The sequence below is a fragment of the Nocardia sp. NPDC006630 genome (assembly GCF_040611495.1).
In the GTDB taxonomy this organism is placed as follows: domain Bacteria; phylum Actinomycetota; class Actinomycetes; order Mycobacteriales; family Mycobacteriaceae; genus Nocardia.
In genome coordinates this window covers 208,983-232,558 of the sequence record NZ_JBEXOK010000009.1, presented here as the reverse complement: position 1 = coordinate 232,558, position 23,576 = coordinate 208,983, and the positions used below count along the sequence as shown (strand labels likewise).

At 69.6% G+C, this 23,576-nt stretch carries 2 protein-coding genes; both read left to right on the top strand.

Annotated elements, in window-relative coordinates:
* The first annotated feature begins 135 nt into the window (after positions 1 to 135).
* A complete protein-coding gene (locus ABZX86_RS27170) occupies positions 136 to 23,310 on the top strand; it encodes a non-ribosomal peptide synthase/polyketide synthase (protein WP_355127482.1) in 23,175 nt (7,724 codons plus the stop codon).
* Positions 23,307 to 23,531 (top strand): MbtH family NRPS accessory protein, encoded by a 225-nt coding sequence (locus tag ABZX86_RS27165; protein WP_355127481.1) that lies wholly within the window; start codon positions 23,307 to 23,309, stop codon positions 23,529 to 23,531. Before ABZX86_RS27170 ends, ABZX86_RS27165 begins: the two co-directional genes overlap by 4 nt.
* Positions 23,532 to 23,576 lie beyond the last annotated feature (45 nt).

Here is a 23,576-nt window from a genome sequence, read left to right as displayed (position 1 = left end):
ACGTATTTCGGGCGAAAACCAATCCGTCCGTCTGGTCTGTGCGATTAACTCTCTGGGAGTTGCAGCGAAGTTGCTGTCTGCTCTTTGATTGTTCAGGATCGTCCAGATTCTTCTATCGGAGATTGGAGTGTTTTGATGACCGCCTTGGCCTCGGAGCCCGCAGGTCGTGACGCATCGGACACGGTATTCTCTTTTCCCTTGTCAGAGGCACAGATTGGCATATGGAACGCACAGCACATTGCGCCAGACGAGCCGCTGACGGTCGCGCAGTACGTCGAGATTCATGGTGATTTTGATGTGGCGCGCCTCGAACAGGCCGCCCGTTTATGTGCTAGGGATTTGCAGAGCCCTCGGTTGCGAATCGTCGAGGTAGCAGGAAACCCACGTCAGATGGTGGGTCCGGACGAACCGATCGATATGGCCCGGCACGATTTCCGATCCTGCGACGACCCCCGCGCCGCGGCGATGTCCTGGATGCGCCGCGACTCCGCCGTACCGATTCCGCTGCTGGACAGTCGACTCTTCGAGTCCGCTGTCCTGCGCACCGGCGACGACGAATACCTCTGGTACGCCAAGATGCACCACATCGCCATCGACGGTTACGGGGCGATGCTGCTCGTCGCGCGCATCGCCGAGCACTACACCGCGCTCACCGATGGTGCGGCGCCGAGTCAGTCGGCTGCCAAGGATCTGCACTCCATCTACGAATCCGAGCTCGCGTACCGCGATTCGGCGGCTTTTGCCGAGGACCGCCGCTTCTGGCGCGGCCGGTTGAACGCCATCGGATCGACCTTCAGCCTGAGCGACCGTTACGGCGCCGCGGGTGCGGACCGGTGGATCGAAGGCGGCGTGCTGCCTGCGACCTGCCGAACCGAACTCGATGCGGTACGTGAACGATTCGGCGCCTCGCGCCCCGCCCTGCTGACCGCCGGCGTGGCGGCCTACCTCGCCGCGGTGACCGGCAGGACGCAGGTCACCCTGAGCCTGCCGGTGACCGCCCGCACCACCCCCGAACTGCGCATGTCGGCGGGCTACGTCTCCAATGTGGTTCCGCTGCACGTCGATATCGCCGCGCACACCACGCTCGCGGATCTGGTCGGCCGGGTCGACCCCAGCATTCGGGACGCACTGCGGCATCAGCGCTACCGGCACGAGGATATGCAGCGCGATCGCGGCGCGGCGGGTGAGCACCGCAGCTTCTTCGGCCCCGTCGTCAACATCATGCTGTTCCACAACGGTCTTCGTTTCGGCCGTGCGGCCGCGACCATGCATCTGCTGTCGACCGGACCGGTGGAGGACCTGTCGGTCAATATCTACAACGGCTCCGGCGCGGGTGAGCTGCATGTCGACTTCATCGGCAATCCGGCGCGCTACACCGCCGACGAACTGCGCGCGCATCATCGCCGCTTCCTGGACTACCTCGCCGAATTCCTGAGCACCGCTCCGGAATCCGTGCTCGCCGACCTGGCCGTCATGGGTCCGGCGGAACAGGAACTGGTGCTGCGGGATTGGGCGCGGACCCCCGCCGAATCGCTGCCCTCCGAGGACACGCTGGCCGACCTGTTCGATGCCACGGTCGCCGCGCACGTCGGCGCCACCGCCGTCACGTGCGACGGGGTATCACTGACCTATCGCGAGTTGGACGCTCGTGCCAATCGTCTTGCCCGGGAACTCATCCGGCACGGCGTCGGCCCCGAGACGCTGGTCGCCGTGGCGCTGCCGCGCTCACTGGACCTGGTGATCGCCCTGCTCGCGGTGATCAAGGCCGGCGGCGGATACCTCCCGATCGATCCGGACTATCCGGCCGATCGCATCGCCTACATGCTCACCGATGCCGGGCCCGCGTGCGCGATCAGTTCCGCGGCGCTGCGCTCGGCCCTGCCGGCCGGATTGCCGATCATCGCCGTGGAAGCAGTCGACCCCGCCGCCGACGGCAGTCCCATTGCCGCGGCCGAGCGTCGTGGCACGCTCACGCCCGGCAATGTCGCCTACGTCATCTATACCTCGGGATCCACCGGCCGCCCCAAGGGCGTGCAGATCCCGCACGCGAATGTCGCGACGCTGTTCGGAAACACCGACCGTGCCTACGGATTCGATCAGAGCGATGTGTGGACCCTGTTCCACTCCTATGCCTTCGACTTCTCGGTGTGGGAGCTGTGGGGTCCGCTGCTGTACGGCGGCACCCTGATCGTCGTCGATTACGAGACCTCGCGGTCGCCCGAACTGTTCCTGGCGCTGCTGCGCCGGGAGCGGGTGACGGTCCTCAACCAGACCCCGTCCGCCTTCTCCCAGCTCGTCGAGGCCGACCGTATCGAGTCGGAACGCGATTCGACCCTGGCTCCACTCGCACTGCGCTACATCATCTTCGGCGGTGAGGCTCTGGAGCCGCGCCGGCTGGCCGACTGGTACAGCCGTCACCACGACCACGCACCGCGCCTGGTCAATATGTACGGCATCACCGAGACGACCGTCCATGTCACGCAGCGCGCACTCGATCGTGCGGCCGCGGCCTCCGGCGGCGGCGGCATCGGCCGGGCCATTCCGGGTCTGGGAATCTTCCTGCTGGACAGCCGATTGCGACCGGCCCCCATCGGCGTCTCCGGCGAGATCTACGTCTCCGGTGCACAGCTCGCGCGCGGCTACCTCGGGCAGCCCGCACTCTCCGGTGCGCGATTTGTGGCCAACCCGTTCGGCGCACCCGGCACCCGGCTGTACCGCTCGGGCGACCTCGGCCGCTGGACGGCCGCGGGTGAACTGGAGTATCTGGGCCGCGCCGACGATCAGGTCAAGGTGCGCGGCTTCCGCATCGAGCTCGGTGAGATCGAGGCGGCGCTGCTGGCTCAGGAACTGGTGCGGCAGGCCGCGGTGATCGTGCGGCACGACGATGCGGGTGATGCCGGCATCGTCGCGTACCTGGTGACCGAATCGGCTGCGGCACTGGACATTCCGGCACTGCGCGGGGCATTGGGCGAGCGGCTGCCGGAGTACATGGTGCCCGCGGCCTACGTGGTCATCGACGCGATTCCGCTGACCGCCAACGGCAAGCTGGATCGGCGCGCCCTGCCGGAGCCGGTGGCGGTGACCGTGGCCTATCGGGCCCCGGTCAGCACGGCGGAGCGGGCGGTGGCGGCGGTGCTGGCCGAGGTGCTCGAGGTGGAGCGAATAGGCCTGGACGACGGCTTCTTCGCACTCGGTGGCAACTCCCTGAACGCGACCCGGGTCTCGGCGCGCATCGGCGCGGAACTCGGTGTCGCGGTGCCGGTCCGGCTGGTGCTGGAGGAGACGACGGTCGAGGGCCTCGCCGCCCGGGTATCGGCACTGCTGCCCGAGCCCGGTCGCGCCGCGCTCGCCGCCCGGGTGCGCCCGGCGCGCATTCCGCTCTCCCCGGCACAGCAGCGACTCTGGTTCATCAACCGCTTCGACCACAGCGCCTACACCTACAACATCCCGTTCGCGGTGCGCATGGACGGCGATCTGGATATCACCGCCCTGCGCGGCGCGGTCGCGGATCTGCTTGCCCGGCACGAGCCTTTGCGCACCCTCTTCCCGGACAGCCAGGACGGTCCGCACCAGGTGATCCTGGATGCGGCCGCCGCCGTTCCGGAGCTGCCGGTGCTCGAGGTGCCCGCGGGCGAGCTGGGGGAGCGCCTGCGGTCCGTCGCCGCCCGCGGTTTCGAACTCACCCGTGAGACCGCACTGCGCATGGAACTTTTGCGCACCGGGGCACGGGAACACGTGCTGGCGGTCGTGATCCACCACATCGCGGCAGACGGCTGGTCGCTGGCGCCGCTGTTCGCCGATCTCTCGTCGGCATACGCGGCCCGCCTGGCCGGGCAGGCCCCGCAGTGGGCGCCCCTGCCGGTGCAGTACGTGGATTACAGCCTGTGGCAGACCGAGACCCTCGGTGATGTCGCCGATCCGGCCAGTTCCGCTGCGGCGCAGCTGAATTACTGGCGCACCGAGCTGGCGGACCTGCCGGACGAACTCTCGCTGCCCTACGATCGGCCGCGCCCGGCGGTGCAGTCCTTCCGGGGCGCGAAGGTGAACGTCGCGGTGGAATCCGCCGTGCACGCCGATCTGCTGCGGCTTGCCCGCGAGACCGACGCCACCCTGTTCATGGCGGTGCATTCGGCGTTCGCGGTGCTGCTGGCGCGCCTGTCCGGAGGTCTCGATATCGCCGTGGGCACACCGGTCGCCGGTCGCGGTGAACAGGAGCTCGACGCGCTCATCGGTATGTTCGTCAATACCGTCGTCTTCCGCGCCCGGCCCGAACTCGGTGAATCCTTCCACGCGCTGCTCACCCGGCAGCGCGCGATCGATCTGGCTGCCTTCGCGCATGCGCAGCTGCCCTTCGAGCGCCTGGTGGAAGAGCTCAACCCGGTGCGCTCGACCGCCCGGCATCCGCTGGTGCAGGTCGGCCTCTCGTTCCAGAACCTGGGCCGGATCGCGGTAGAACTGCCCGGCCTGATGGTGTCCGGCACCGAGATCGAAACCGGTGTGGCACAGTTCGATCTGCAGCTGGTGCTCACCGATCACTACGACGACACCGGTGCGCCGACCGGGATCACCGGCCACTTCGTCTATGCCACCGACCTTTTCGATGAGCACACGATCGAGGGCTTCGCGGCCAGATTCGCCCGGCTGCTCGGTGACGCCGCGGCTCACCCGCATCGGGTGATCGGCGATCTCGATCTGCTCGACGGCACCGAGCGCACCCGAATCCTGCACGGCTGGAACGCGACCGCGCATGCGGTCGATGCCCGCCAGACGCTGGCCTCGCTCTTCGCCGCACAGGCCGCCCGCACTCCGTCGGCGGTCGCGCTGGTGGCCGAGGCGGGGCCGGAGGTCGATCCACAGACGCTGACCTACCGGGAATTCTCCGAGCGGGTCAATCGCCTTGCCCGCCACCTGATCGCGCTGGGCGTCGGCCCCGAGGTGCGGGTGGCGCTCGCCGTGCGCCGTTCGACGGAGCTGCTGGTCGGCATGTACGCGGTCGCCGTCGCCGGTGGCGCGTACGTCCCGATCGATCCCGATCAGCCCGCCGAGCGATTGCACTACATTCTCGACACCGCCGCACCGCAGTGTGTGCTGAGCACTCGCGCGGATGCGGCCGGACTGCCCGCGGTGGGTGTGCCGATCGTCGAGATCGACGCGCTGGATCTGGCCGCCGTGCCGCCGTACCCCGTCCTGGACGGCGAGCGGCGGACCCCGCTGCGCCCGCAGCACACCGCCTACGTCATCTTCACCTCCGGTTCCACCGGCCGCCCGAAGGGCGTCGCGGTGCCGCATCGCGCGGTGGTGAACCAATTGCTGTGGAAGCAGCGAACTTTCGGACTCGACGGCGATGACACCGTGCTGTTGAAGACCGCCGCCACCTTCGATCTGTCGGTGTGGGAGTTCTATTCCGCGGTCCTGGTCGGTGGCCGCACCGTCATCGCGACCCCCGACGGTCATCGCGATCCGTCCTATCTGACCGCGCTGATCGAGGATCGCCGCGTCTCGGTGCTGCACCTGGTGCCGTCCATGCTCACCGCCCTCATGGCGGGACGCCAGGCGGAACTGCCCGCCACGGTCCGGCTGGTGCTCGCCATCGGCGAGGCGCTGCCGGCCGCGACGGCGCAGCGTTTCCGCCGTGCGAATCCGCGCATTCAGCTGTGGAATCTGTACGGCCCCACCGAGGCCGCGGTCTCGGTGACCGCGCACCGGGTGGACGCCGCGGATTCCGTGACGGTGCCGATCGGCCGCCCGGAATGGAACAGCCGGGTCTATGTGCTCGACACCCGGCTGCGGCCGGTCGCGCCGGGCGTGGTCGGCGACCTGTACCTCGCGGGAATTCAGCTGGCGCACGGCTATGTCAGCCGTGGCGTGCTGACGGCGGAGCGGTTCGTGCCCGACCCGTTCGCGGTGGACGCGGGCGAACGCATGTACCGCACCGGAGATCTCGCGTCCTGGAAGACCTCGGGCGAGCTGGAGTACCACGGCCGCACCGACTTCCAGGTGAAGATTCGCGGCTTCCGCGTCGAGTTGGGCGATATCGAGGCCGCGCTGCTGGCCGAGGACGATATCGAGACGGCGGTCGTCGTCGCGCGGGCCGATGCGCAGCGCGGCGATCAGCTTGTCGCCTATGTGGTTCCGGCCCGGGGTCGTACCGCCGAACCGGACGTTCTGCGGACTCGCCTGGCCGCCGCCCTGCCCGCCTATATGGTTCCGGCCGCCCTGATGGTGCTGCCCGAACTGCCGATAACGGCGACCGGCAAGGTCGATCGCCGGGCGCTGCCCGAGCCGGTGTTCGCGGTAGCCCGCTTCCGCCAACCGGTTTCGCGCGCCGAGCGCGCGGTGGCCGCGGTCTTCGAGGAGGTGCTCGGGGCCGAGCGGGTGGGCCTGGACGACGACTTCTTCGCCCGGGGCGGCAATTCGCTGCTGGCGACCAAGGTGGCGACGCGGCTCGCGCTGGCCTTGGACACCGCGGTCGAGGTGCGGGCGCTGTTCGACGCGCCGACCGTGGGGGCGCTGGCCGCGCTGCTGGAGCAGTCCGGTGGCGCCGGCGCGCGCCTGCGGTTGACGGCGGGGGAGCGCCCGGCGCGCATCCCACTGTCCTTGGCGCAGCAGCGCCTGTGGTTCCTGAACCGTTTCGACACCGACTCCGGCGCCTACAACATTGCCGTCGGCCTGCGCCTGTCGGGCCGACTGGAGACGGCGGCGCTGCAGCAGGCGCTCTCGGATGTGGTGGCCCGGCACGAGGTGCTGCGGACGGTCTTCCCGGAGGACGCCGAGGGCCCGCATCAGGTGGTGCTGCCGGAACACGGTGTGGTGGTGCCGTTCGCGCACATCATGTCCGGACCCGGCACCGCCGATACCGATGCCCTCGAATTCGCCGCCACCGGTTTCGATCTCACCGTGCAGCCGCCGATTCGCGCGGGCCTGCTGCGGCTCACCGCCGAGGAGCATGTGCTCGTTGTGGTGATCCATCACATTGCCGCGGACGGCTGGTCCTTGACGCCGCTCGCCACCGATCTGGTGACGGCGTACGAGGCGCGTCGCTCCGGCGGGTCGCCGCAATGGGCGGCACTGCCGGTGCAGTACGCGGATTTCAGTGTGTGGCAGCGGAATCTGCTGGGCAGCGAGGACGATCCCGAGAGCCCGGCGGCCCGTCAGCTCGGGTACTGGCGCGAACGCCTCGCGGAGCTGCCGGAATGCCTCGAGCTGCCGACCGACCGGCCCCGACCGGTGGTGGCCTCCCATCGCGGCGATACGGTGCGCACACACCTGGATACGACGCTGCACGCGGCGCTGACCACCGTGGCGCAGCGCTCCGGCGTGAGTGTGTTCATGGTGCTGCACGCCGCGCTGGCGACCGTACTGGCCCGGCTCGCGGCCACCGATGATGTGGCCGTGGGCACGCCGATCGCCGGCCGGGTGGATCCCCAGCTGGACAGTCTCGTCGGCATGTTCGTCGGCACCCTGGTGCTGCGCACCAGGGTTGACACCGGCGCATCCTTCGCGGATCTGCTGCGTTCGGTGCGCGATACCGATCTGGATGCCTTCGCACATGCGGAACTGCCGTTCGAGCGCCTGGTCGAGGTGCTCGAACCGGTGCGCTCCTCGGCGTACCACCCGCTGTTCCAGGTCATGCTGTCACTGCACAGCTCTGTCCCCGCGGCGGTCGAGCTGTCCGGACTGCGCTCCACCGCCTCGGCCTTGGAGACCGGTGCGGCGCGCTGGGACCTGGAATTCACACTGATCGAACGGCATTCGGCACAGGGCGCTCCGGCGGGCATCGACCTGGCGCTGACCTACGCGACCGATCTGTTCGCGGCCGAGACCGCCCGCCGCGTCACCGACCAGTTCACCCGGGTGCTGGCCGCGGCTGCCGCCGATCCCGGCGTGATCGTAGGCGAGCTCCCGATGCTGACAGCGGACGAGATCCGCGCCCTGGCACCGGTATCCGGGCCCGGTTCCGCGCCCGTGGCGACACTGGCGGCGATCTTCACCGCCGCGGCCGCCATCGATCCTGGCGCACCCGCGGTGCGCTGCGGTGATTCCGAGTTGACCTACGCCGAACTGGATCGGCGCTCCAATCGCCTGGCACGCCTGCTCATCGGGCACGGCGTGGGCCCGGAATCCATCGTGGCACTGGGCATTCCGCGCTCCATCGATTCGGTGTGCGCCACCGTGGCGGTGGCCAAGACCGGTGCGGCCTTCCTGCCCGTCGATCCGGCCTATCCGCTGCAGCGCAAGCAGCACATGCTGGCCGACTCCGGCGCGCGGTTCGGTCTCACCGTCGCCGCACAGCGCGGGGAACTGCCGGCCGACGGCGTCACCTGGCTGGTACTCGACGATCCCGAGGTCACCGCACCGCTGGCGAGTCTGCCGGCGACCGTGGTCACCGATGCCGATCGCACTGCGCCGCTGCACTTCTCGCACACCGCCTATCTCATCTACACCTCCGGATCGACCGGCACCCCGAAGGGCGTGACGGTCACCCACACCGGTCTCGCCGATTTCACACGCACCATGGCCGAGCGGTTCGGCGTCGTATCCGGCGCTCGGACACTGCATTTCGCGTCGCCGAGCTTCGACGCCTCGGTGCTGGAGATGCTGCTGGCCTGGTCCGCGGGCGCGACCATGGTGGTGGCGCCGCCGCACCTGTACGGCGGCGAGGAATTGGCGGAACTGCTCGAACGCGAGCGCGTCAGCCACGCGTTCCTCACCCCGGTGGCCCTGGCCACCCTGGGCGCGGGCGGCCGATCGCTGCCCGCACTGCGCGGACTGATCGTCGGCGGCGAGGCCGTCGGCGCGGAGCTGCTCGAGCGCTGGGCGGTCGGCCGTGCGATGTTCAACGCGTACGGTCCCTCCGAGGCCACCGTCGCCGTCGCCATGTCGAATGCGCTTGCGCCGCAGCAGCAGATCGTGCTGGGCGGACCCATCCGGGGCGCCCGGCTGGCGGTGCTGGATCGCCGTCTGCGCCCCGTTCCGGTCGGCGTTGCGGGTGAGCTCTACATCGGTGGTCCGGGCCTGGCGCGTGGTTACTTCGCGCAGCCCGGTCTGAGTGCGGCCCGGTTCATTGCCGATCCGTACGGTTCGGCGGGCGAGCGGCTGTATCGCACCGGCGACCTGGTGCGCTGGACGGCCGGCGGTGAGCTGGTCTTCCTCGGCCGCGGTGACGACCAGGTGAAGGTGCGCGGTTTCCGTATCGAACTCGGGGAGATCACCGCGGTGATCGCGGACCTCGACGGAGTTCGCTTCGCGCACACCGAGGTCCGGCACGATGAGGCCGGACGCGCGCACATCGTGAGCTATGTCCGCGCCGCGGACGCTCACCAGCTGGACGCACAGTCGGTGCGAGCCCACGTCGGTGCGAAGCTGCCCGCGCATATGGTGCCCTCGGCGGTGGTCGCGCTCGATTCGATTCCCCTGTCGCCCAGCGGCAAACTGGATCGGCGCGCCCTGCCCGCACCCGTGTGGGATCTCGGCATCGCGGGCCGCGAACCGGCGACCCCGGCCGAGGCGCTGGTGGCCGGGGAGATGGCGCGCCTGCTCGGGCGCGAACAGGTCTGCGCGGATCACAGCTTCTTCGATCTGGGCGGCAACTCGCTCTCGGCCACCGGGCTGGTATCCCGGATCGCCGCCGCGTGCGGACATCGGCTCGCGGTGCGCGAGGTCTTCGAGCACCCGACCCCCGAGGGTCTGGCGCGGCTGCTGGACAGTGTTGCGGGACAGGAGATCACGGACCGTCCGCGCCTGGGTGCACCGGCCCGCCCGGCACGGGTTCCGCTCACCTCGGTACAGCGGCGACTGTGGTTCCTGAACCAGCTCGACACCGACTCCGGCGCCTACAATATTCCGGTGGCGCTGCGCCTGCGCGGCGCGCTGGACGAGGCGGCGCTGCGTGCCGCCCTCACCGATCTCATTGCGCGCCACGAGATTCTGCGCACCCTGTACCCGCAGGATGATCAGGGTCCGTACCAGGCGCTCATCCCCGCCGCGGAGGTGCCGCTCACCCTGGCACTACTCGAGACCTCCGCGCTGGAGCTCGAACAGCATGTCGAGGTCGCCGCCGAGCAGGGTTTCGACCTCACCCGCGAACTCCCGCTGCGGGTCGAACTGCTGCGCACCGGAAAGACCGAATACGCGCTGGCGATGGTCGTGCACCACATCGCCATGGACGGCTGGTCGCTCGCACCGCTGGCCTCGGACCTCATGACGGCCTATGCCGCGCGCCGGTCCGGGCACGCGCCGGAGTGGACGCCGCTGCCGGTGCAGTACGCGGATTACGCGGTGTGGCACCAGGATCTGCTCGGCGACGAGGACGATGCCGAGAGCGTGGCCGCCCAGCAGATGCGCTACTGGCGCACCCGTCTGGCCGCGCTGCCGGACTGCCTCGATCTGCCCGCCGATCGCCCGCGCCCGGCGGTGGCCACCCATCGCGGCGATTCGGTCCGCACGCGGGTGGACGCCGGTCTGCACACCCGGCTGACGGAACTGGCGCGCAGCCGCGACGTCAGTGAATTCATGGTGCTGCACGCCGTGCTGGCCCTGCTGCTGGCCCGGCTCGCCGGCACCCCCGACATCTCGGTCGGCACCGCCATCGCGGGCCGCGGCGAACCCGAACTCGATGCGCTGATCGGCGCGTTCGTCGGCACCCTGGTATTGCGCACGCCGGTCGACGGCGGTACCTCCTTCACCGATCTGCTGCACACGGTGCGGGAAGCCGACCTGGAGGCGTTCGCGCACGCGGATCTGCCGTTCGAGCGACTGGTCGAGGCGCTGAATCCCGTGCGCTCCACCGCACATCACCCGCTGTTCCAGGTGAGCCTGTCGCTGGACAATTTCCAGGCGCCCGTCCTGCGGCTGCCGGGTCTGGATATTGCTGTCCAGCAGGTCGATTCGATGGTGGCGAAGTTCGATCTGCAATTCGTCTTCACCGCCGTCCCGGAGGCGGGCGGCGGCTCGGGCGGCTTGGACCTGTGCCTGACCTATGCCACCGACCTGTTCGATCGCGCCACGGCGGTGGACCTGAGCCGCCGCTTCGTGCGGGCGCTGTCCGCGGCCCTCGCCGATCCCGCCGCGGCGGTGGGCGATCTGGAGCTGCTGGCTCCGGAGGAGGTGCGTGCGCTGGCACCCGTGCGCGGTCCGGCGGCCGATATCGTGCTGACCCTGCCGGAGCTCTTCGCCTCGGCGGCAGCCGATCCGAATCAGATCGCCCTCGTCGCCGAGCACCGCTCCCTCACCTACGGCGAGCTCGACGAGTGGTCGAATCACCTGGCGCGCACCCTGATCGCGCAGGGCGCGGGACCGGGCGAGGTCATCGCACTGGGCCTGGCGCGATCGGTGGAGTCCGTCGTCGCGACGGTGGCCGTCGCCAAGACCGGCGCGGCCTATCTGCCGGTGGACGTGCGGCATCCGGCCGACCGGATCCGGCATATGCTCACCGACTCCGGGGCCCGGCTGGGCCTGACCACCGGCACGGACAGCGAGCTGCTGCCCGCGGATCTGACGGTGCAGTGGCTCCTGGTGGACGGGGTGTCCACTGCGGGATCGGCTGCGGCCGTGCTGGATTCCGATCGCCTCCGTCCGCTGTCCGTCGACGATATCGCCTACGTCATCTACACCTCCGGCTCCACGGGCGTGCCCAAGGGCGTCGCGGTTCCGCATCGCGGACTCGCCGCCTTCGCGCTGGAGCAGCGTGCCCGCTACGGTCTGGAATCCACCAGCCGCACACTGCATTTCGCCTCGCCCAGTTTCGACGCCTCGGTGCTCGAACTGCTGCTGGCCTGGTGCACGGGTGCGACCGTCGTGGTCGCCTCCGCGGAGATCTACGGCGGCGACGAGCTGGCGGCACTGCTGGAGGGTGCGGGCGTCACGCACGCCTTCATCACCCCGGCCGCGCTGGCGAGCATCGACATCGCCGCCCATCCGCTGCCGGCGCTGCGCTGCCTGGTGGTCGGCGGCGAGGCGGTCGGCGCCGATCTGGTCGCCCGCTGGGCGGCCGGCCGGGCCATGTTCAATGCCTACGGTCCGTCGGAAGCGACTGTGGCGCCGGTCATGTCGGACGCACTCACCGCGGGAAGCCCCATTGTGCTGGGCCGGGCCATTCGCGGCGCCGCGCTGACCGTGCTGGACACCCGGCTGCGGCCGGTGCCGGTCGGTGTCGCGGGCGAGCTCTATGTGGCGGGCGCGGGTCTGGCCCGCGGGTACGTGGGCCGGACGGCCCTCACCGCGGAGCGATTCGTGGCGAATCCGTTCGCCGCGGTTCCGGGCGAGCGCATGTACCGGACCGGTGATGTGGTGCGCTGGACGGCCGGCGGTGAGCTCGTATTCGTCGGCCGCAGTGATGATCAGGTCAAGATCCGCGGTTTCCGCATCGAACTCGGCGAGATCAGCGCGGCGCTGTCGGAGGCCGAGGGAATTCGCTTCGCACACACCGAGATCCGCCGCGACGATGCCGGAACTCCGCGCATTGTCGGCTATGTGGTCGCCGCCGGGGATCAGGAGCCGGACCGGCAGGCGCTGCGCTCGTATGCCGCCGACCGGCTGCCCGGGTACATGGTGCCCACCGCCATCGTGGTGCTGGCGGATATTCCGCTCTCACCCAGTGGCAAGCTCGATCGCCGGGCGCTGCCGGAACCGCAGTGGGAGGTGGCGGCCGGGCGTGCGCCCAGCACCCCGAGCGAGATTCTGGTGGCGAACGCCATGGCCGAGGTGGTCGGCCGCACCGAGGTCTGCGCCGATCACGACTTCTTCGAGCTGGGCGGCACCTCGCTCTCGGCGACCCGCCTGGTGGCACAGCTCGCGGCCACCACCGGTCGCCAGCTCGGTGTGCGCGCCGTCTTCGAACACCCGACCCCCGAACAGCTGGCGCGTGTCGTGGACGAGCTGCTGGCACAGGATGATCCGGGTCTGCCGCAACTCACCCGCGGCCGCCGTCCGACCCGGGTTCCGCTGTCCCCGGCGCAGCAGCGACTGTGGTTCCTGAACCGTTTCGACACCGATTCGGGCGCATACAACATCCCGGTGGCCCTGCGCCTGCGCGGCCGCCTCGATGCGGCGGCGCTGGCCGCGGCCCTGCGTGATGTGGTGGAGCGGCACGAGGCGCTGCGCACCCTGTTCCCGCAGGACGCGGACGGCCCGCACCAGGTGATCGTGCCGGTGGCGGCCGACGTCACGCTGCCTGTGGTCGAGGTTGCGGCGGAGGATATCGCGGCACGGTTGCGTGCCTTGGCCACCAGGGGATTCGATCTGGCGACGGCGCTGCCGTTGCGGGCGGAGTTGCTGCGCGCCGGTGAGCACGATCATGTGCTCGCGGTCGTCGTGCACCACATTGCCGCCGACGGCGGCTCCGTCGCCCCGCTGGCCTCCGATCTCGCGGCCGCGTATGCCGCACGGCGGCAGGGTGCGGCTCCCGAGTGGGCCGAATTGCCGGTGCAGTACGCCGATTACAGCGTCTGGCAGCGTGAGCTGCTGGGCGATGAGGCGGATTCCACGAGTGTGGCCGCGCAGCAGCTGCGGTACTGGACCGAACGCCTGCAGGGGCAGTCGGACAGTCTGGAACTGCCGTCCGACCGACCGCGCCCGGCGGTCCGATCACAGCACGGCGCTTCGGTATTCGCCCGTCTGGAGGGTTCGTCGCATGCCGCGCTCTCGCGGCTCGCCCGCGATCACGACGCCAGCCTGTTCATGGTGCTGCACGCCGTGCTGGCGGTACTGCTGGCCCGGATCACGGGCACCGCGGACGTGACGGTGGGCACCCCGATCTCCGGTCGGGCCGATGCGCGGCTGCACCCGCTGATCGGCATGTTCGCCGGCACGCTGGTGCTGCGCACCGAGGTCGATCGTGCCGCGTCCTTCTCCGGCCTGCTGGCCCAGGTGCGCGATCACGATCTGAATGCGTTCGCGCATGCCGACATTCCGTTCGAGCGACTGGTGGAGGCCCTCGATCCGGTGCGCACGACCGCGCACCACCCGCTGTTCCAGGTCATGCTGTCGGTGCACGACGCGCTGCCAGCGCTGCCGCGACTCGATGACGTCGAGGTCGCGATCGAGGACATCGCGCTGGAGATCGCGAAATTCGATCTCCAGTTCACCTTCACCGAATCGCATACCGCACAGGGTGATCCGGACGGCATCGAGATCTGCCTGACCTACGCGACCGATATGTTCGAGGCCGAGACCGCCGAGCGTCTCGGCGCCCGCTTCGTCCGGCTGTTGTCCGGGGTCAGCGGCCGTCCGCACACCGCGGTCGGCGATATCGACCTGCTGTCGGTGCCGGAGCGCTCCGAGCTGGCGCCCGCGCGCGGTGTCAACGGACCGGTACCGGCGACCCTGGCGGAGGTGTTCACCGCCGCCGCGGCGACGCGGGATGCCATTGCGGTGGTGTCGGATTCGGGCACGCTGACCTACGGCGAACTCGATGAACGCTCGAACCGGGTGGCGCGGGCGCTGCTGGCGCACGGCGTGGGCCCCGGCGATATCGTCGCGCTCGGCCTGCCCCGCTCGCCGGAATCGGTGCTCGCCACCGTGGCCGTCACCAAGACCGGTGCGACCTTCGTGCCCGTCGATGTGCGCTATCCGGCCGAGCGGATCGCGCATATGCTCACCGATTCCGGTGCGCGACTGGGCATTACCACGGCTGCTCATTCCACCGCGCTGCCGGAGGTGCTGAACTGGCTCACCCTGGCGGAACTGGAGCGGACCGAATCCGCCGCACCGATCACCGATTCCGATCGGCTGCGCTGGCTGGGCATCGACGATCTCGCCTACATCATCTACACCTCCGGTTCCACCGGGGTGCCCAAGGGTGTGGCGGTCACCCATCGCGGTATGGCCGGGTTCGCGGTCGAACAGCGCACCCGCTACGCCATGGACTCCGATTCGCGGCCACTGCATTTCGCCTCGCCGAGCTTCGACGCCTCGATTCTGGAACTGCTGCTGGCCTGGTGCTCGGGCGGCGCCCTGGTGCTCGCCTCACCCGAGGTGTACGGCGGTGACGACCTGGCCGCGCTGCTGGACCGGGAGCGGGTGACCCACGCCTTCATCACCCCGGCGGCGCTGGCGAGCATCGATATCGCCCGCTGGCCGCTGCCCGCACTGCAGCACCTGTCGGTGGGCGGTGAAGCGGTGGGTGCGGATCTGGTGGCCCGCTGGGCTCCGGAACGGCACCTGTACATCGGCTACGGACCGACCGAAACCACCATCATGAGCGCTATTTCGACGCCGCTGGCGGCGGATGACGCGGTGGTGCTGGGCCGTCCGATTCGCGGCACCGGAATGGTCGTGCTCGATGAGCGTCTGCGCCCGGTGCCGCCGGGTGTGGCAGGTGATCTGTACATCGGCGGCGACGGTCTGGCACGCGGGTATCACCGGCGGCCCGGTCTGACCGCCGGCCGCTTCGTCTCCAATCCGTTCGCGACCCTGCCGGGCGCGCGGATGTACCGCACCGGTGATGTGGTGCGCTGGACGCAGTCCGGTGAACTGGACTTCGTCGGCCGCAGTGATGATCAGGTGAAGATCCGCGGTTTCCGGATCGAACTCGGCGAGATCAGCGCCGTGGTGGTCGATGCCGAGGCCATTCGCTTCGCCCACACCGAGATCCGTGACGACGCCGCGGGCCGGCCTGCCATCGTCTGCTACGTCGTCCCGGAGGACGGTCAGACCGTGGATACCGCGCAGCTGCGCGATATCGCGGCCGAGCGTCTCCCGGCACACATGGTCCCCGCCATGTTCGTGCCACTGGTCTCGATCCCGTTGTCGCCCACCGGAAAACTCGATCGCCGTGCCCTGCCGGAACCGGCCTGGGCGACGGTCGAAGGCGGACGTGCCCCGCGCACGCCCAATGAGAAGCTGGTGGCGCAGGTCATGGCCGAGGTGCTCGGTCACGACCAGGTCTGCGCCGATCACGGATTCTTCGAACTGGGCGGCAATTCGCTCTCCGCGACGCAGTTGGTCGCGCGTATCACCGCCGCCTCCGGACAGCGGCTGGCGGTGCGCGCAGTCTTCGAACACCCGACACCCGCCGGACTGGCGCTGCTGCTGGATGATTCGATGGGCGAGGCGTCCGCCGGGCGTCCGGTCCTGATGGCAGGACAGCGCCCCGAACGGGTGCCGCTGTCCCTGGCGCAGCAGCGGCTGTGGTTCCTGAGCCGCTTCGATCCGGGTTCGGCCGCCTACAACATTCCGGTGGGCCTGCGCCTGACCGGCCGTCTGGACGCGGCGGCGCTGCAGCAGGCGGTGTCGGATGTGGTTGCGCGGCACGAGGTGCTGCGCACGGTCTTCCCCGAGGACGGGCAGGGGCCGCATCAGGTGGTGGTGCCGGAGACGGCGGCGGTGGTGCCTTTCGTGCGCATCGTCTCCAGCCCGAGCACGGTGATCACCGATGCGTTCGAGCTGGCGCAGGCCGGATTCGACCTCGCGGCCGAGATTCCGATCCGCGCGGCCCTGCTGCAGGTCGGCCCCGATGAGCATGTCCTCGTCGTGGTGATCCACCACATCGCCGCCGACGGCTGGTCGCTCACGCCGCTGGCCGCGAATCTGGTGGCGGCCTACGGGGCGCGCTGCTCCGGCGCCGCACCCGCATGGCCGGCGCTGCCGGTCCAGTACGCGGATTTCAGTGTGTGGCAACGGGAATTGCTCGGCAGCGAGGACGATCCGGAGAGTCTGACCACGCGGCAGCTGCAGTACTGGACCGAACGCCTGGCGGATCTGCCGGAGTGCCTGGAACTGCCCGTCGACCGGCCCCGTCCGGTGGTGGCCTCCCATCGCGGCGCCTCGACCTCGGTGCGCATCGATGCGGAACTGCATGCCCGCCTGGCGCATTCGGCGCAGTCGAACGATGTCAGCGTGTTCATGGTGCTGCACGCGGTGCTGGCGGTGCTCATCGCCCGCACCAGCGGCAGCGGTGATATCGCCATCGGCACCGCGGTGGCCGGGCGCGGCGACGCGGCGCTCGACGATCTCATCGGCATGTTCGTCGGAACCCTGGTGCTGCGCACCAGGATCGACGGGGCGGCCAGTTTCGCCGAGGTGCTGGCCGCGGTGCGCGATACCGATCTCGATGCCTTCGCGCACGCCGATCTGCCGTTCGAGCGGCTGGTCGAGGTGCTCAATCCGGTGCGCTCGACCGCACATCACCCGCTGTTCCAGGTGAGTCTGTCGCTCACCAATATGGGTGTGCCGACGGTGCGCCTGCCGGACGTCGCGGTGACGGGCTTCCCGGTCGATCCGGGCCTGGCCAAGTGCGATCTGCAATTCACCTTCACCGAAGCCTTTACCGCGCACGGTGATCCGGACGGCATCGAGATGTCGCTGTCCTACGCCACCGATCTGTTCGATACCGCCACCGCGGACCGCATGAGCCGCCGGTTCGTGCGGCTGCTGGCGGCGGTGCTGGCCCGGCCGGAGATCGCGGTCGGCGACGCGGATGTGCTGTCCGCGTGGGAGCGTTCGGTGCTGGCTCCGGCGCACGGCGCCCGGGCCGCGGATCCCATCACGCTGCCCGAGCTGTTCGCCCGGGTGGTGCGGGCCGATCACCCCGCGCTCGTCACGGCGGAGCGGACGCTGACCTACGGTGAGCTCGACGCCTGGACGAATCGCCTGGCCCGCACGCTGATCGCGCGTGGGGTCGGACCCGGCGACGTGGTCGCACTGGGCCTGGCCCGGTCACTGGAATCGGTGGCGGGCTCGCTGGCCATCGCCAAGACCGGCGCGGCCTTCCTGCCGGTCGACGTGCGTCATCCGATGGATCGCATCCGGCATATGCTCACCGATTCGGCGGTGCGATTCGGACTCACCTGCACCACCGACCGTGCCGCGCTTCCCGGTGATCTCGGCATCGAGTGGATGCTGGTCGACGATGCCGCGGACATGTCCTCCGCACCGCTGGACGCCGGTGAGCTGCGCCGCGTACCGCGGATCGACGATATCGCGTATCTGATCTACACCTCCGGATCCACCGGTCTGCCCAAGGGGGTGGCCGTCACGCATCGCGGCGTGTTCAACTGCGCCGAGGTGCAACGGGTCCGGTTCGCTGTCGAGCCGTCCGCGCGAACACTGCATCTGGCCTCGCCGAGCTTCGATGTGGCGGTGCTGGAGTTGCTGCTGGCCTGGTCCGCGGGCACGACCATGGTGATCGTCCCGATCGACGTCTACGGTGGCGACCCGCTGGCGGAACTGATCGAGGCGAACGCGGTCACTCACGTCGTCATCACTCCGGCCGCGCTGGCCAGCATCGATGCGGACCGCTGGCCGCTGCCGCATCTGCACACGCTGATCGTCGGCGGTGAGGCGTTCGACCGGGAACTGGTGGAGCAGTGGGGCCGGGGCCGCGATATGTCGAACGGGTACGGCCCGTCCGAGGCGACCATTGCCACCACCTTCTCCGAGCCCATGCATCCGGACCGGCCGATCGTGCTCGGCCGCCCGATGCGCGGTGTGTCCACGGTGGTGCTGGACGCGCGTCTGCGCCCCGTGCCGCCCGGTGTGGTGGGCGAGCTCTATGTCGGCGGGATCGGCCTGGCACAGGGCTACCACCGGCGTCCGGCCCTGACTTCCGAACGGTTCGTGGCGAATCCGTTCGGTGGTAAGGGTGAGCGGATGTACCGCACCGGGGATCTGGTGCGGTGGAACGCCGAGGGTGAGCTGGTATTCGCCGGTCGTGCCGACGATCAGGTCAAGGTGCGCGGTTTCCGTATCGAACTCGGTGAGATCTCCGCGGTGGTCGCCGCCTGCGCGGGAGTTCGATTCGCGCACACCGAGGTTCGCAAGGACGACGGCGGCCGGGCGCATATCGTCTGCTACGTCGTCGCATTGGAGGGCGTCGCCCTGGAGGCGCGCGAACTGCACGACCTCGCCGCCCAGCAGCTTCCGGCGCATATGGTGCCGTCGGCCTTCCTGATGCTGGACTCGATTCCCCTGACGCCCAACGGGAAACTGGATCGCCGTGCGCTGCCGGAGCCGGACTGGACCGTCAGCGATACCGGTCGGGCCCCGCGCACGCCCGGCGAGGTGCTGGTGGCCGAGGCCATGGCCGAGGTCGTCGGCCGCGAAAGCGTCTGCGCGGACCACAGTTTCTTCGATCTCGGCGGCAACTCGCTGTCGGCGACACAGCTGGTGGCGCGGATCGCCGCGGCCTCCGGCTGCCGGCTGGAGGTGCGGGCGGTGTTCGAGCACCCCACGCCCGAGAAGCTCGGCGCACTGCTCGATCGAGTGCTGTCCGCCGGTGGCGGGGATCGGCCCGCGCTGCTCTCCCGGCCTCGGCCCGCCCGGATTCCGCTGTCTCCGGCGCAGCAGCGCCTCTGGCTGCTGAACCGGTTCGATACCGCCTCGGGTGTGTACAACATCCCGCTGGTGCTGCGGCTTCGCGGCGCACTGGATGTGGAAGCGCTGCAGCGGGCGGTCGCGGACGTGGTGGCACGACATGAGGTGCTGCACACGGTGTTCCCGGCGGATGCGGAAGGGCCGCACCAGGTGGTGCTGCCCGTTGCCGATCCGGCGCTCGACGTGCCGCTGCACGAGCTCGCCGCCGCGGCTGTGCCGGAGTTCATCGGATCGTTCATCATGGCGGGATTCGATGTGACACAGCAGCTTCCGGTGCGTGCCGGAGTGCTGCGCCTCGCGGCGGACGAACACCTGCTGGTGCTCGTCATGCACCACATCGTCGCCGACGGCGCCTCGGCGGGACCGCTCGCGATGGATCTGGCCACTGCCTATGCGGCGCGGCGGGAACAGCGGGCACCCGAATGGGCCGCGCTGCCGGTGCAGTACGCCGACTTCAGCCTGTGGCAGCACGCGGTGCTCGGTAGTGAGGAAGATCCCGAGAGCCCGGCCGCGCGTCAGCTGGAGTACTGGACGAGCAAGCTGGCCGGAACGCCGGACTGCCTCACGTTGCCGATGGATCGGCCGCGCCCCGCGGTCCCGTCTCAGCGTGGTGCGTCGGTGTTCGCCCGCATCGATGCCGAATTGCACGACGAGCTGACCGAATTGGCGCGCTGGCACGGTGTCAGCGTCTTCATGGTGCTGCACGCGGTGCTGGCGGTGCTGCTGGGCCGGCTCGGCAGTACCGACGATGTGGTGGTGGGCACGCCGATCGGCGGCCGGGTGGATCCGCAGCTGGACCTGCTGGTCGGTATGTTCGTCGGCACGCTGGTGCTGCGGACGTCCGTCGCACCCGGCGACACCTTCGCCGAACTGCTCGACACCGTGCGCGAAACGGATCTGGATGCGTTCGCGCACGCCGATATTCCCTTCGAGCGACTGGTGGAGGCGCTGGATCCGGCCCGGTCGGCGGCGCATCATCCGCTGTTCCAGGTCATGCTGTCGGTGCACAATGTGATGCCGGGTCTGCCGCAGCTGGCCGAGGTGACTGCGATCGCCGAGGATGCGGCGTTCGAGGTGGCCAAGTTCGATCTGCAATTCACGCTCACCGAGAAGCAGACCGCGCACGGTGCTCCGGACGGCATCGATCTGTCCGTCACCTACGCCACCGATCTGTTCGATGCCGATAGCGCGGAAGTGCTGTGCCACCGGTTCGTCCGGCTGCTCACCGCGGCGATCGGTGACCCCGCCACCGCGGTGGGGGATCTGGATCTGCTCGATGCGCAGGAGATGCGCACACTGGCACCGGTCCGGGGATCGGCGTCGGTCACCGCCGCCACCTTCCCGGAGGTATTCGCCGCGGCCGTCGCCCGCGCGCCGGGCACGGTCGCGGTCTGCGACCGGGAGATCCAGATGAGCTACGACCAGCTGGATCGATCCACCAACCGGCTGGCGCGAGCGCTGCTGGCGCGCGGTGTCGGGCCGGAATCGTATGTGGCGCTCGGTATTCCGCGCTCGGTGGAATCGGTGCGGGCCATGTTCGCGGTGCTCAAGACCGGTGCGGCGTTCGTGCCGGTCGATCCGTCCTATCCCGCGCAGCGCAAGGAGCACATGCTCAGCGATTCGCGGGCGCGCATCGGGCTGACGGTCTCGCGGTGCCGCGGGGATGTGCCGGTGGGTCCGCAGTGGCTGGTGCTCGATGATCCGGCCTTCGCCGCGGAAACCCGGTTCTATTCGGGCGCACCGCTTTCCGATGCCGAATTCATTCGCGCACCGCGGCTGGGCAATCCGGCGTACCTGATCTACACCTCGGGATCCACCGGTGTGCCCAAGGGTGTTGTCGTCACCCATGCCGGCCTGGCCAATTTCGCCGCGGAGCTCGCGCATCGCGGCGGGGTCACCACGCGGTCGCGGGTATTGCATTTCGCGTCACCGAGTTTCGACGCCGCGATCCTGGAGATCCTGCTGGCTCTCGGCAGCGCCGCCACCCTGGTGCTGGCCGATACGGGGATCTTCGGCGGTGATGAGCTGCGGGACCTGCTGCACGCGGAGCGGATCACGCACGCGTTCGTGACGCCCGCGGCGCTGGCGACCGTCGAGCCCGCCGGGCTCGGCGAACTCGAAATGATCATGGTCGGCGGTGACCGCACCGGCGGTGAACTGGTGCAGCGCTGGGTCGGGGCCGATGTGCCGGGTCGGACCATGCTCAATGCGTACGGTCCCTCGGAGATCACCGTCGCGGCGAGCATCAGCGCCGGACTGCGGCCGGGCGTGCCGGTCACCATCGGCGGACCGCTGCGCGGGTTCGCACTGATGGTGCTCGACGGGCGGCTGCGCCCGGTTCCGGTGGGCGTACCGGGAGAGCTGTACATCGCCGGAATCGCCCTGGCGCGTGGGTATCACCGCCGTCCCGCACTGACCGCCGAGCGGTTCATCGCGAGTCCGTTCGGAGCACCGGGCGACCGCATGTACCGCACCGGAGATCTGGTGCGCTGGGTGATGTCCAGTGGCCGGCAGGAGCTGGAGTACCTCGGTCGCGGCGATGATCAGGTGAAGATCCGCGGGTTCCGCATCGAGTTCGGTGAGATCAATGCCGCGCTCTCGGACCACGCCGAGGTGACCGCGGCGACGACCATCGGATACGAGATGGCCAGCGGTGCACTGATTCTCGCGGCCTACATCGTGCCGGCGCCCGGCGCCGCGGTGAACATCGAGGAGCTGCGCCGGCATGTCGCCGGTCGCGTGCCGGGATACATGGTGCCGCAGTCGATTACGGTCCTGGAATCGCTGCCGCTGACACCGGCCGGGAAGCTGGATCGCACGGCGCTGCCCGAACCGGAACTGCTCGCGGCGGCGACCTTCCGGGCGCCCGCCACCCCTGTCGAAGCGGTGGTGTGTGCCGCCTTCGCCGAGGTGCTGGGTCTGGAATCGGTGGGTGCGGACGACAACTTCTTCGAGTTGGGCGGCACCTCGCTGCTGGCTACCCGGCTGGTCGCGGTGATCCGGGATCAGCACGGGGCCGATGTGCCGATGCAGGCGCTGTTCCTCGATCCCACCCCGGCCGGTATCGCCGCGCGGGTCGAGGCGCCGTCCGACGGCGACAATGCCGTCGCGGCGGCATTGAGTCCGCTGCTGCCGATTCGCCCGGACGGCGCACTGCCGCCGCTGTTCTGCGTGCACTCGGTCAGTGGTGTGGCCTGGAGCTACACCGGACTGCTGCCGCACCTGGAACCGGATCGGCCGATCTACGGTCTGCAGCTGCCGCACCTGACCGAGGACGACTGCGGTCTGGACACGGTCGAGCAGCTCGCGCAGCGGTATATCCGTGAGATGCAGACCGTGCAGCCGCACGGGCCGTATCACCTGCTGGGCTGGTCGCTGGGCGGGCTGATCGCCTACGACATCGCGACCAGGCTGGAAGCGGCGGGTGAGCAGGTCCAGATGCTGGCCATGCTGGACAGCCGCATCCTGGCCGATGAACCGGAGATCGCGGACGCCAGTGCCGGCGAACTGCTGGCGGCACTGCTGGGCGATTCGAGCCTCGCGGCGGAGAACGTCTCCGCCGAGCGCGCGGCGGAATTGCTGCACGAGCACCAGGGTCCGTTCGGTGCGCTCGGCGCCGCCCATATGGAGCGGCTGTACACCGGCTACCTGGCCGGAACCAGCATGGGCTACCGGTTCCGTCCGCGCCGCTACGACGGTGATCTGGTGTATTTCACTGCCACAGAGCCGGATTCACCCCCACCCGCGGGCGGTCAGGCGCCGCCGACACCGGGCGCGGGCCCGTGGCGCGGCGTGGTGCGCGGCGAGATCACCGAGCACTTCGTCGGCTGCTCGCACGTCGATATGGGTTCACCGCGGGCACTGGACGAAATCGGTCCGATGCTGCGGCAGCACCTCAGCGACGGTGAATGCCGGACAGGGTTTTCCGTTCAGGCCGCCGCCGACCGGCGCTGGTCGTCATCGAGTACGAATACCGGAACAGGAAGGGAGATCGAATGAGCGAGACCAACCCGTTCGACAATGAGGAGGGCCGATTCGCGGTGCTCGTCAATGCCGAGGGGCAGCATTCGCTGTGGCCGGATTTCGCGGCGGTGCCCGATGGCTGGCAGCTGGTCCACGAGGGCAGCCGCAGGGAATGCCTGGACTACGTGGAGCAGCACTGGACCGATATGCGTCCCAACAGCCTGGTCGCCGCCATGGCCGCGGACGCTCAGTCCTGAGGAACGCCGGCGCTCAGTCCTGAGAAACGCCGGCGCTCGGTCCTG

Excerpts from the sequence above, each read along its gene's own strand:
- ABZX86_RS27170 (WP_355127482.1), top strand. The coding sequence starts at position 136 with ATGACCGCCTTGGCCTCGGAGCCCGCAGGTCGTGACGCATCGGACACG.
- ABZX86_RS27165 (WP_355127481.1), top strand. The coding sequence starts at position 23,307 with ATGAGCGAGACCAACCCGTTCGACAATGAGGAGGGCCGATTCGCGGTG.